10 protein-coding genes are annotated in these 12,139 nt (G+C 73.9%); 3 read left to right on the top strand and 7 right to left on the bottom strand.

Features of this window, described 5'->3' with window-relative positions; genetic code table 11:
* Window positions 1-2 precede the first annotated feature (2 nt).
* The 3 genes from ACH4FH_RS05155 to purD all read right to left on the bottom strand — a co-directional run bounded on the left by ACH4FH_RS05155 (window position 3) and on the right by purD (window position 5,471).
* Window positions 3-1,481: a N,N-dimethylformamidase beta subunit family domain-containing protein gene (locus ACH4FH_RS05155; RefSeq protein WP_398554350.1), complete on the bottom strand. Its 1,479-nt coding sequence runs from the start codon at window positions 1,479-1,481 to the stop codon at window positions 3-5.
* 376 nt (window positions 1,482-1,857) lie between these two features.
* Complete coding sequence (locus ACH4FH_RS05150; RefSeq protein WP_398554349.1) at window positions 1,858-3,708, bottom strand: hypothetical protein; 1,851 nt, start codon at window positions 3,706-3,708, stop codon at window positions 1,858-1,860.
* A 473-nt stretch (window positions 3,709-4,181) separates the two neighbouring features.
* Entirely contained in the window at window positions 4,182-5,471 is a 1,290-nt protein-coding gene (gene purD / locus ACH4FH_RS05145; RefSeq protein WP_398554348.1) for a phosphoribosylamine--glycine ligase, read from the bottom strand.
* Window positions 5,472-5,795: 324 nt separating this feature from the next.
* Between purD and ACH4FH_RS05140 the strand changes: the two genes are divergently transcribed.
* Complete coding sequence (locus ACH4FH_RS05140) at window positions 5,796-6,584, top strand: SLATT domain-containing protein (protein ID WP_398554347.1); 789 nt, start codon at window positions 5,796-5,798, stop codon at window positions 6,582-6,584.
* A gap of 73 nt (window positions 6,585-6,657) precedes the next feature.
* Here the strand turns inward: ACH4FH_RS05140 and ACH4FH_RS05135 are convergent, their stop codons facing one another.
* The 4 genes from ACH4FH_RS05135 to ACH4FH_RS05120 all read right to left on the bottom strand — a co-directional run bounded on the left by ACH4FH_RS05135 (window position 6,658) and on the right by ACH4FH_RS05120 (window position 10,627).
* Complete coding sequence (locus ACH4FH_RS05135) at window positions 6,658-7,308, bottom strand: hypothetical protein (protein WP_398554346.1); 651 nt, start codon at window positions 7,306-7,308, stop codon at window positions 6,658-6,660.
* 95 nt (window positions 7,309-7,403) lie between these two features.
* A complete protein-coding gene (locus ACH4FH_RS05130) occupies window positions 7,404-8,081 on the bottom strand; it encodes a GntR family transcriptional regulator (RefSeq protein WP_398554345.1) in 678 nt (225 codons plus the stop codon).
* A gap of 156 nt (window positions 8,082-8,237) precedes the next feature.
* On the bottom strand, window positions 8,238-9,614 hold the full coding sequence (locus ACH4FH_RS05125) for an aspartate aminotransferase family protein (protein ID WP_398554344.1): 1,377 nt from the start codon (window positions 9,612-9,614) through the stop codon (window positions 8,238-8,240).
* Between the two features lie 218 nt (window positions 9,615-9,832).
* The gene (locus ACH4FH_RS05120; protein ID WP_398554343.1) at window positions 9,833-10,627 is read right to left on the bottom strand and encodes a VTC domain-containing protein; all 795 of its coding nucleotides are present in this window, start codon (window positions 10,625-10,627) and stop codon (window positions 9,833-9,835) included.
* A gap of 249 nt (window positions 10,628-10,876) precedes the next feature.
* On the opposite strand from ACH4FH_RS05120, the gene ACH4FH_RS05115 reads away from it, so the two are divergent.
* Window positions 10,877-11,545: a DJ-1/PfpI family protein gene (locus ACH4FH_RS05115; RefSeq protein ID WP_398554342.1), complete on the top strand. Its 669-nt coding sequence runs from the start codon at window positions 10,877-10,879 to the stop codon at window positions 11,543-11,545.
* Window positions 11,542-12,048 (top strand): MarR family winged helix-turn-helix transcriptional regulator, encoded by a 507-nt coding sequence (locus tag ACH4FH_RS05110; RefSeq protein ID WP_398554341.1) that lies wholly within the window; start codon window positions 11,542-11,544, stop codon window positions 12,046-12,048. The genes ACH4FH_RS05115 and ACH4FH_RS05110 overlap by 4 nt, the downstream gene beginning before the upstream one ends.
* Window positions 12,049-12,139: the final 91 nt, after the last annotated feature.

The following is a 12,139-nucleotide window of genomic DNA, read 5'->3' as shown; positions in this document are numbered from 1 at the left end:
TGCTAGTCGCGTTTGCAGATCCGGTCGAGGAGGTTGGCGGTGGCGCGTTGGACGCGCTGGTCCACATGGCCGGGGCGGTCCAGCGCGGGGGACCAGGCGAAGGTGCCGGAGGAGAAGACCAGGGCGCCGCTGGGGGCGCGGTAGAGAGAGGTCTCCTGGTGGCGGAGGGCGCCTTCGCTGTCGCGGTACGGGGAGTGCGCCAGCAGGATGCGGTGAGTGTGCTCGGGGAGGCTGGTGCGAGGGAAGTAGCGGTCGGCCTCGCCGGCGACCAGGCCGGGGAGTTCGTCGCCCTCGTGGGCGCCGGTGGCCTCCCACAGCCAGTGGCTGCCGTTGCGGACGACGAGGGGCACCGGCTCGGGGACCCGCCCGGCGTACTGGATACCCATCAGCCGCTGCTCGGGCTCGCCCGCCTCGCGCCAGAGCACGGGCCGCCCGGGGCCCTGGCGCTTGCGGCAGCTGAGCAGCGAGTCCGGGCCGGAGGGCGACGGGGACAGCTCGACCTGCCAGTACATGGTGTTGGCGGAGAGGAAGACGAGGGACGTGCCGTTGTCGCGGGCGCGCTCGACGGTGCGGCGCATGGGCACCGACCAGTACTCGTCGTGGCCGGGGAAGACCAGACCGCGGTAGCGGGTCGGGTCGACGCGGCCGGCGTGCAGGTCGCGGGCGTCGGCATAGGCGAGGTCGTAGCCGTAGCGCTCGGCCCAGCGGATGAAGTCGTAGGCGTGGCCGACATGGAGGGGCAGGCCGGCGCCGGCGTAGGGGCGGTCGAAGGAGACGGTGGTGGCGGCGTCCTGCTCGCCGAGGAGCGCGCCCGTCTCGTCCCAGGCGTGGTAGAGGCTGGCGCCCGTACGGCCGTCCTCCGGATAGAGGTTGTACGCCTGCCAGGTGATGTCGGGCAGCAGCAGGAGGAGGTCGGCGGGGTGGTCGTCGCGGACCGTGAAGGGGATGTGGCTGCGGTAGCCGTCGGCGGTGGTGAGGACGGCGACATACGCGCCGAGGTTCCAGTACTCGGGCACCTGCAGACGCCAGGACAGCCACCAGTGGTGGCAGGAGACCGTGCGGTCGGCCGCGAGCGGGGAGGGCTGGACGATGCCGGCCAGGCGCGGACTGGTGGTGATCTTGGAGGCGCCCGCGCCGCCGTAGTGGCCGATGCGATAGACGTCGATGCTGAACGGCTGGGGCGGGTCGACCGAGACACGGAAGTCGATGGCCTCGCCGGGGGCCACCGCGCCGGTGCTGGCGAAGCCCTTGATCTGCCGGTGGACGTCGTCCGCGGTGCGGGGGCCGTTGTGCTTGTGGGGCGCGGGGAAGCGCGGGTCACCCTGGGCGACCGCGGGATCGACGTACCAGGGGACGACCTGGCCGGAGTCGAAGTAGTTCTCGCTGCCGCGCAGCCAGGGCAGCGGCCCCTGACCGAACGGGTCCGTGACCGCGTGGGCGAGAGCGCCCGACTCCCAGCGCCTGATCTGTTCCGTCGCCACCTTCCACTCCCCTCCCGCGTCCCCCGTTTGGCCGCGGCCGATCGGCCGTTTCTTTTCACCCCGCCTGCCCGCTCGGGCGGGGGCGGGCTCCGTCCGGTCCGGCCGGTCGGCCCCCGGGGCATCCCCCAGCACATCACATTACGCACTCACTTCGTCACCCTTCGTCGTGAATTCAGGGGTCGTGCTGACCGAAACACGAACTGGAAGGGAACATTCAGCCGGTGTACCGGGGGTTTGCGGCGGGCGGAGGCAGCGACGGGGCTGCGGCACCGGGGCGGAGCTCGGCGGGCGAGCCGCGGGGTGCGGAGCAGGAATCCATCACCGATGCGTGGGTGCGGAGTGCCGGAGCGTCCCGGTGGTCGTGGGCGGATTCAGGTCATACCAGCCGGACCGGCTTCTCGGCGCGGACGCCGACGGTCGCCAGCCAGCCGCGCAGCGGTGCGGCATCGCCGTCGTCCACCAGGCTCAGCACCGAGCGCCCGAGGTCGGAGCGGCGGGCGCCGTCCACGAGCAGTGCCGGGCCGTCGAGCCAGTCCAGGCCGGGGGCGGCGCCCGCGGTGTCGACGGCGGCGCAGCAGACCATGGCCGTGACGTGGTCGGCGAGCAGTTCCCGGCCCGTGCGGGGCGGCTGCAGCGGGAACAGCGGGAGGCCGCCCTCCACCAGGCCGTCACCCCAGGCCACGCCCGCGGCCGCGTCCTGCGCTCGGGTACCGAGGGCGGCCTGCCGGGCGGCCTCCTCACGCTCCTCCCGTTCGACCTCCGCGCCCAGCCGGGCGGCGACGAGATCACCGGCCCGGTCGTCGCGGGTCAGCCGTTCGATGACGCGGTCCAGGGTGGGCCCGGGGCCCGGCGCCCCGCCCTCGTCGGCACGGTTCTTCGCGGCCGTACGGGTCCCCGCGGGGGCGTACGGGAGGGCGGCAGCGCGCGACGCGGACGGTGAGGGTGCTGCGGGTGAGGGCTCCGCGGCGGTTCGGGGCGCGACGCCCGCAACGGTCGACGGGGCCGGCGCGGGGTCCGCGGCGGTGTCCGCGGTGGCGGGTGGGCCGGGCGGGAGCTCGTCGAGGACGCGGTGCAGGCGGGCCGCCTCCAGGCGCCACTTACGGTCCACGACCTCCTCCGGGTACTGGTTCCAGGCGACCGGTGACCAGTCGGGGCCCGGTTCGGCCGGGCCGCCGTGGAAGAGCCGGGCGGCCAGCAGGGAGGCGGCGCGGTCGATGGCGCCCGGCTCCTCCAGCAGGTCGCAGGCGGGTCGCTCGCCGAGGCGTGAGGTGAAGCCCTCGGCGAGGCGGTCGCGGCGGGAGAGTTCGGTGAGTGCGGAGACCACACCTGCGTCGAGGCGGGAGGGCCAGCGGCCCATCCGCCAGGCGGGCAGGGCGACGCGGGTCAGCAGCCGGTCCCAGCCGGCGTAGGCCAGGCCGACCTGTTCCTGGGCGACGATCCGCAGGCCGTAGTCGACGTTCTGGGCGCGCTCGGACGCGGCGGACGCGACGCCGCGCTCCATGATCGTGGCGTGGTCCCGGCAGGCGCGCAGCAGCAGGCGGGCCACTTTGCCGACGAAGCGGAGCGGGAGGCGGCGCAGTGGGCCGTCGGCGCGGGCGGAGACCGCGACGGCGGCGTCGAGGCCGCGGATGAAGCGTCGGGCGGCCGCTATGTCGGGGTGCGCCGACGGGCCGGTGCCGGCCACGACCGGGGCGAGCAGAGCGCGCAGCTCGGCGACCCGCATCCACCACAGGAAGGGCGAGCCGATGACGAGGACCGGTGCCTCGGGCGCCCGCCGCCCTTCGCCGCCGGCGGGCCGGGCGGCGCGGGGCGGGCCGTGGGCGCGGTGCGTACGGTCCTCCAGCCAGCTGTCGCAGTCCGGTGTGAGCGCTATCGCAGAGGGCGCCGGGACGTCGAGGCGCTCGGCGAGATCGCGCACCAGGCGGTAGAGGTCGGGTGCCGATTTCTCGGAGATCGGCACGGAGGGGCTGAGCGCGGGTCTGGCGCGGGCGACGACGGTGGTGACCAGCGCCGCCAGCAGCAGGGCTGTCACCGCGAGTGCGCCGGCGGCCCAGCGGGCCACGCTCCAGCCGGTGCCCGTGCCGAAGTGGCCGGTCGCGGAGCCGACCAGCAGCACCACGGCCACGGCCGCGGGCAGCAGAGCCGCGGCCCACGCCGTGCCGCGGATCCGCAGCACTGCGAGGGCGCGGGCACGCGCCGCCAGGACGCCAATTTCCGGACCTGCCACGAGCCTGTACACCCCCTGCTGTCCTGATGGAGACGGACGGAGAGAACGACGGAGAGAACACGGGACGGAACTGCGCGGTACGAGCGAGTCGCCGCAGCGGGCGGGCGGACGCGGACGTCCGCCGTGATCGCTGCTCACTCCCCACCACTGTGGCACCGGCCACTGACATCGCAATGTCGGTGAGCCACTTGCCGGACGCCACCGCGGCAGTCGTGCCGATGCACGGCACGGCGACCACAGGGCGCTTGCGCGGCACCCTAGTTGGGGGTTCCGCTCTCGTCAGCCGGATACCTGGGGTCGTCACTCGATGGAATGGCTTTGGGTAAAGCCGGGAACTGGTGGCGGCCAGGCCCGGTCCGTGCCGGCCGCGCCCCGAACGCCCAGGTCACCGGCATGGCGGTACGCCACGGCCCCGCGTACGCCTCCTCTCGGGGGCGGGTACGCGGGGCCGTGGTGCGAGCGTCGGCGCGGGCCTATGCCTCCGGGGCCGCCTCGTCCCGGACCTGCTCCGCCTGGTCCGCGACCTTGGCGGCGATGTCCGTGCGGTGCTGCGAGCCGTCCAGGGAGATCCGGCCGACGGCGCCGTAGGCGCGCAGGCGGGCGGTGGCGAGGTCGGAGCCGGTGGCCGTGACGGACAGCACCCGGCCGCCCGCGCTGAGCACCGCGCCCGCGGCGTCCCGCTTGGTGCCCGCGTGGAGGACGTACGCCGTGGGGGCGTCCTGCTCGGCGACGTCGGCGAGGCCCTTGATGGGGTCGCCGGTCCGCGGGGTGTCGGGGTAGTTGTGCGAGGCGATGACGACCGTGACTGCCGCGTCGTCGCTCCAGCGCAGCGGCGGGAGGGCGGCGAGGGTGCCGGTGGCGGCGGCGTGCAGCAGGCCGGCGAGCGGGGTCTTGAGGCGGGCCAGGACGACCTGGGTCTCCGGGTCGCCGAAGCGCGCGTTGAACTCGATCACGCGGACGCCGCGCGAGGTGATCGCCAGGCCCGCGTAGAGCAGACCGGAGAACGGGGTGCCGCGGCGGCGCAGCTCGTCGACGGTGGGCTGCAGGACGGTGTCCATGACCTCGTCGACCAGCTTGGGGTCGGCCCAGGGCAGCGGGCTGTAGGCGCCCATGCCGCCGGTGTTCGGGCCGGCGTCGCCGTCGTAGGCGCGCTTGAAGTCCTGGGCGGGCTGGAGCGGCACGACCGTCCGGCCGTCGGTGACGGCGAACAGCGAGACCTCGGGGCCGTCGAGGAACTCCTCGATGACCACGCGGTCACAGGCCAGGGCGTGCGCCCGGGCGGCCTCGATGTCCTCGGTGACGACGACTCCCTTGCCGGCCGCGAGGCCGTCGTCCTTGACGACGTAGGGGGCGCCGAAGGCGTCGAGCGCCTCGTCGATCTCGGCGGCGTTGGTGCAGACGTAGCTGCGGGCGGTGGGGACGGCCGCGGCGGCCATCACGTCCTTGGCGAACGCCTTGGAGCCCTCCAGCTGGGCGGCCTCGGCCGAGGGGCCGAAGACCGGGATGCCACGGTCGCGTACGGCGTCCGCGACGCCCGCCACGAGGGGGGCTTCGGGTCCGACGATGACCAGGTCGGCCTGCAGGCCGGTGGCGAGTTCGGCGACGGCGGTGCCGTCGAGGGCGTCGACCCCATGCAATTCGGCCACCTCGGCGATACCGGCGTTGCCGGGAGCGCAGTGCAGCGCGGTGACGTCGGGGTCGAGGGACAGAGAGCGGCACAGGGCGTGTTCGCGGGCGCCGCCGCCGATGACGAGGACCTTCACGGGTGCAGCCTAGTCGCCCGGTGAGGCGGGACGGGCCACGGGCCGGGGCGGCCGCTCGCCGGACGGGCTCCCCGGCCTCCGTCAGCGGGCGGGCCGGCGCCCGAGGACGGCGGACGGGCGGCCGGAAACCGGCTATCGCCGCGGAGGCAACTCTTTCGGGTGAGATGCCCGGCGGCCTTATACCGGATCCCGCACTACTTCCGGGCGGAAATACCGCGATCTTGGGGGCAAGGCCAACCGTTCGGCGGTAGGAAGGGGCAGCGCTGTCGGCCATCTCGTAGGTCCCGCGCGCACCGCACGTATCCGTAAAGAGGGAGCCCACGGGTGAGTCAGCCGGAGATGCAGCCCGAGGGGCCTCCTTGGGACGAGGGCGGACGGTTCCGGCTCCCCGGGCGCCGGAACCGGCGTCCCCGGCAGGACCGGCCCCCGGGGCGGCGGGACGTCGCGGGGCGGGTCTTTCCGCTCGGCGACTGGGGGGAGCCTGCCGACCGGCTGGACGCGCTCTACCTGTGGACCGAGGAGGGCGCGCTGCGCGCCGCCGACTGGTACCTGCACGACCGGCTGGCCAAGCGCCGCGGGGCGCGCGCGCTGCGGCTGGGTGCCGCGGCCGGGGTCACGGCGGGCGGTGTGCTGCCGCTGCTGGATCTGGCGGGGGGCTGGCACAGCGGGACGCCGTGGGGCTACCTGACGCTGCTGCTGGCGGCGGTGTGTGTGGGATGCGACCGGTACTTCGGGGTGACGGCCGGCTGGATGCGCGATCTCGCCACCGCCCAGGCCATCCACCGCAGGCTGGAGACGCTGCAGTTCGACTGGGCGTCGGAGAGCGTGCGCGAGGTGCTCGGCCCGGCGGACGGTACGGCGAGCGAGGCGGCGGAGCGCTGTCTGGGCGTGCTGCGGCGGTTCAACGAGGACATCGGGGAACTCGTACGGTCCGAGACGGCCGACTGGATGACGGACTTCCGGGCCGGACCGGCGCCGCCGGCCACGCAGACGATGCTGCCCTGGGCGGTGGCGTCGCGGCCGGAGAGCGCGGGACCGCCGGCGCGGTTCACCCTGCCGCCCTCCGCGCGGCCGAACATGCCGCGCCAACGGCCGCCGGAATCGCCGCGCTGAGACCGCCGCGTGACGCCGCGCCGGGGGCGGAGAACGACGCCGCGCCGGGGGCGAGCCGCCCCCGGCGCACCGGTCAACTAAAGACGATCATGGAGCCTTGGCCCAGGCTCCGGGTGGCGGCCGCGTGCAGCCCCAGCCACACGTGCCGCTCACGGGCGAACGGGCTGTCGTCCAGGGGAACGGCATCCGCCCGCTCCTCCAAGGAGGTGGGTCCGGCCGGCGGCGCGGGCGCGGCCGGCGGATTGGCCGGATCGATGCCGAGGGACGGGGCGACGAGTTCGAGGTCGCGCAGCAGCCCGTGCGAGGAGCCCAGCGGACCGCCGCCCTCCAGCAGTTCGTCGTCGGCGAGCGGGTGCGGGAAGTCCACCGGGACGTAGGCGCCCGCGTGGTCGTAGTGCCACACCAGGTGGGACTGCTGCGCGGTCGTCTCGAACATCTCCAGCAACTGCTCGTAGTCACCGCCCAGTTCGTCCACCGGAGTGACCTCAAGGCCGCACAGGCGCAGGAGGTAGGCGCGCCGCAGGAAGTGCAGTGCGTCGTAGTCGAAGCCGGCGACCGGCGCGACATCGCCGGAGAGGCCGGGCATGTAGCTGAAGACCGGGACCGGCGGCAGGCCCGCGTCCGTCAGGGCCTTGTCGTAGGTGGCGATCTCTTCCGAGAACGGGTTGTCGGGGCTGTGGCACAGCACATCGACGAGGGGTACCAGCCACAGGTCACATGCCACGAGTGAGGGCTCGCTTCCGGTCGGGAACGGGAACACCGGCGCACGTACAGCTACGGGTACGGCCCATTACGGCCGATGGTCGGGACAGCGTAGTGCTAGCGGCGCTTTCCCACGAGAGCGAGGGAGTGCTCGTTGTACTCCGCGATCAGCCGCTGGGCCGCCGGCAGGTCGTACCGGACGAGGGCATCGGCCAACTCGCCGTGGTCGTGCCAGAGGTGGCCCTTGAGGTCGTCCTCGCACCGCAGCAGCGGCACCGCGAACATCCAGGTCTGGACGCGGACCCGGTCGAGGAAATCGGTGATGTAGGGGTTGCCCACGATGCTGCTGAGTTCCCGCCAGAACCGCAGGTCGTAGCCGATCAGCACATCCAGGTCGCCGGCCCGCGCGGCCCGCTCGGCCTCGTCGGCCCGGCGCCGGACGGAGACCAGTACCTCGGGCGGGACGTCGCGCAGCGCCTGTTCGGCGCCGCCGCGGAAGATGCCCTCGATGATCAGGGTGCGGGCCTCGACCATGGCGCGGAAGTCGTCGGCGGAGAAGGCGTGCACCTTGAAGCCGCGGTGCTGTTCGACGTCGAGGAGGCCCTGCGCGCACAGGTCGAGCAGCGCCTCGCGCACCGGGGTCGCCGAGACGCCGTACTGCTCGGCGATCTCCTTGACGGTGAACGGGTGGCCGGACGGCAGCCGGCCGGCCAGCAGCTCGTCGCGCAGCGCGTCGGCGATCTGCTGACGCAGCGTGCTGCGCCGTATGAACCCGTTGTCTGCGCCGGCGGCCATCGTGTGCGTCTCCTTCGACGACTCCATGACCGCGCAGGTGGAAGCGGCCCCCGCCCACGATAGGCGAGGGCCGCCGCGGCTACGCGCCGCGCGTCCGTCCGGGTGCACGCCGGTCCGGGTGCCGCGCGCGGGGGCGCGGTCCGGCGTTGCCGCTGCTCAGGCGGCGTCGGTGTGCGCGTCCGCCTCGGTCAGGGCCTCGTCGAGGGCGGCCAGGCCCTCCTTGGCCTCGGCCTCGGTGACCGTGCAGGCCGGGACGACATGCGTCCGGTTCATGTTCACGAAGGGCCACAGGCCGCCGCGCTTGCAGGCCGCGGCGAAGGCGGCCATCGGGGCGTTGGCGGCACCCGAGGCGTTGTACGGCACGAGGGGCTCGCGGGTCTCCTTGTTCTTGACCAGGTCCAGGGCCCAGAAGACGCCCATGCCGCGGACCTCGCCGACCGAGGGGTGGCGTTCGGCGATCTCGCGGAGCGCGGGCCCGATGACCCGCTCGCCGATCTCGGCGGCGTTCTCCACGATGCGCTCCTCGGCCATCGCGTTGATCGTGGCCACGGCGGAGGCGCAGGCCAGCGGGTGGCCGGAGTAGGTCAGGCCGCCGGGGAAGGGCCGCTGGTCGAAGGTCGCGGCGATCTCGGCGCTGATCGCGACGCCGCCGAGCGGGACGTAGCCGGAGTTGACGCCCTTGGCGAAGGTCAGCAGGTCGGGGGTGACGTCGAAGTGGTCGGCGGCGAACCAGCGGCCGGTGCGGCCGAAGCCCGCCATCACCTCGTCGAGGATGAAGACGATGCCGTGGCGGTCGCAGATCTCGCGGACGCCGGCGAGGTAGCCGGGGGGCGGGACCATGATCCCGGCGGTGCCGGGGACGGTCTCCAGGATGATCGCGGCGATCGACTGCGGGCCCTCGAAGGCAATGGTCTGTTCGAGGTGCGCCAGGGCGCGCTCGCACTCCTGCGCCTCGTTCTCGGCGTGGAAGGGCGAGCGGTAGAGGAACGGGCCCCAGAAGTGCACGACGCCCGACGAGGCGGTGTCCGAGGGCCAGCGGCGCGGGTCGCCGGTCAGGTTGATCGCGGCGGCGGTGGCGCCGTGGTACGAGCGGTAGGTGGACAGCACCTTGGCGCGGCCGGTGTGCAGCCGGGCCATCCGGACCGCGTTCTCCACGGCCTCCGCACCGCCGTTGGTGAAGAAGATCTTGTCGAGGTCGCCCGGGGTGCGCTCGGCGATCAGCCGGGCGGCCTCGGAGCGCACGTCCACGGCGAAGCCGGGTGCGATGGTGCACAGCTTCGCGGCCTGCTCCTGGATGGCGGCGACGACCTTGGGGTGCTGGTGGCCGATGTTGGTGTTGACCAGCTGAGAGGAGAAGTCGAGGTAGCGGTTGCCGTCGTAGTCCCAGAAGTAGGAACCCTCGGCGCCGGCGACCGGGAGCGGGTCGATGAGGCCCTGCGCGGACCAGGAATGGAAGACATGCGCGCGGTCGTCGGCCTTGACCGCCGCTCCGGCGGCGGGGTCGGCGGCGGAGGCGGAATGCGTCGTGGTCACGGTCAGTACCTCGGATCGGGTCGCTCGGGTCCGCCGGGGACAGGCACGGCGAACGCCTCCAGCGTAAGGATCACGATCAGGTCACCGGTACCGACAGTGTGTATGGCGCTCACCACCCCCACGGACAGAATGTCGACGGTCCTGTAGGAAGCTCCAGCACGTGGGGCCGGGTGCGACGCCTCCCCCGGGGGGAGCGGCTCGCCTCCGTGCGCGGCCCCTCAGCCCGCCGCGGGGAACGCCGTCCGCACCGTCCGCCGCCATCGGTCCGCGGCGAGGTCCGGGCGCAGGGCCGCCAACGCCGCGCTGTACGTGGTGAATTCCGCGGCGTGCAGCCCGTGGCCGCGCAGCAGCCGGTCCGCCTCGGTCTGTCGGCCGGCGCTTCTGGTCCCGACGAGGACGAGGCCGCCGTCGGCACGTACGGTCCGCCCGGTCGCCGGGTCGCGGCAGACCAGCGCGGCGTCGCAGGTGATCCGCTGGCCGTCGGCGACGAGGGTGGTCCGCTGGTGGTGGGTCGCGAGGGCGGGGCGCAGGCCGGCGGGGGCGTCGATGCCGTGGGAGCGGGCGAGCACGGTGGCGAGGAAGCCGTGCGAGGCCGGGCCCAGGGCCGCTTCGCCGGGCAGCAGCGGGCGACGGTGCTTGACCGTCTCCGCGCGCCGCCCCTGGAGCGCGATCTCCAACTGCCGCTGACCGGTGTCCTCGTAGAGCCGCTCGCGGACCGTGAAGCGGGGCCGGCGGCGCTGCCGGTGGTCGTGGAAGCTGCGCAGGTCGGGGGTGTCGTAGTGGACGCAGCGGTGGCCGGACCAGCGGCGGCCGTTGACGCACAGGGCGGCGAACGGGCCGCCGGGCCGGCCGCGGTCGGTGAGTTCGGCGGCGACGGCGGTGAAGACCTCGACCGGGACGAGGTAGCCGCGGTCGACGCGGGTCAGCAGTTCCGCGCGGGCCTGGACGTCGGCGAGGGGCACGGGGCGGGCCGCCATGGCGGCGCGGGCGATGGCTCGTACGGCGGGGATCACTCGGTCTCCTCGGCGGACGTTCGGGGACGGGCGAGCGTGCGGGGGCCGGGGCGCGTGGGGCGGTTCGACGCGTCCTACGCCCCACGCTCCGGCAATCTTCCGGAAAGCGGAATCGAATATCCGCCATGAGGTGCATCTCGGACAGTTTTCCGCGCCTCACCTCAGGGGAAGTCGAAGCATTGACAGCATGCTGTCCAGAAGACAGAATACTGTCATAAGCATCGTGGCTCAGCCGACCGAGGAGACGCCATGACCCGCAGCAGCCGCCCCCGCACCGTCCACCTCGCCGTCTACGACACGCTCGCGGACTGGGAGTTCGGCCACGCGGCCGCTCACCTCCGCCAGGGCACCTACTTCCGCGCCGACCGCCCCGCCTACGATCTGGTCACCGTCGCCGCCGCGACGGACCGGCCGGCGACGACGATGGCCGGGCTGCGGATCGCCGCCGATCTGGCGCTCGACGCCCTGCGCCCCGAGGACAGCGCGCTGCTGGTCCTCTCCGGCGCCAACCTCTGGGACTCCGGCGACGAGCTGGTCCCCTTCGCCCGCAAGGCCCGTGAGTTCCTCGACGCGGGCGTGCCGGTCGCCGCCATCTGCGGGGCGACCGCCGGCCTCGCCCGGGAGGGACTGCTCGACGACCGGACGCACACCAGCGGCGCGGCCCCCTACCTCACCGCCCAGCCCGGCTACCGCGGCGGCGAGCTCTACCGGGACCGCGACGCCGTCCGCGACCGCGGCCTGATCACGGCGGGGCCGACCGACCCGGTGGCGTTCGCCCGCGAGATCTTCGCCGAACTGGACGTCATGGAGCCGCAGATCCTCGACGCCTGGCACCGCCTGTTCGCCCACTCCGACGCGTCCGCCTTCCCCGTCCTGATGACGGCGGGCAGCGCGGGCACCCGGGCCGAGGACGCATGACGGCCCCCGGCACCGGCCCACACGACACCGGCCCACAGGCGTCCGCGGCACCACCGGCCCCCGAACTCCTCAGCCGTACGGCCCTCGCCGTCTTCCGGCTCAACGGCCAGTTCCTCTCCGTCGCGGAGGGGCTGGCCCAGCCGGCCGGGATGACCGCCGCCTGGTGGCAGGTCCTCGGCGCCGTACTGCACGAGCCACTTCCGGTCGCCGGCATCGCCCGCGCCATGGGCATCACCCGCCAGAGCGTGCAGCGCATCGCCGATCTGCTGGTGGAGCGTGGCCTGGCCGCCTACCACCCCAACCCGGCGCACCGCCGCGCCAAACTCCTCGCCCCCACCGAGGAGGGCCGCGCCGCGATCGCCCGCATCACCCCAGGACACGCGGAGTTCGCCGCCCTGTTGTGCGAACGGCTCGGCGGTGCGGACGACTTCCACCGCGTGATGGCGGCGCTGGAGGATCTGTCCGGCGCGTTGGAAGCGCTGCCGCGACCCTCCGCTAGCTGAGCGGACCTCGGTATCCTCGCGACGGAAGAGCAGAGTGCCGGGGAACCCGTAACGGAACGGCCGACGTCGTCCCGGGTGTTCGTGCCTGCGC

This window comes from Streptomyces sp. NPDC017993, assembly GCF_044328065.1.
In the GTDB taxonomy this organism is placed as follows: Bacteria; Actinomycetota; Actinomycetes; order Streptomycetales; family Streptomycetaceae; genus Streptomyces.
Note: the sequence above shows the minus strand (reverse complement) of the source record. Positions and strands in the feature narration are given on the sequence as shown.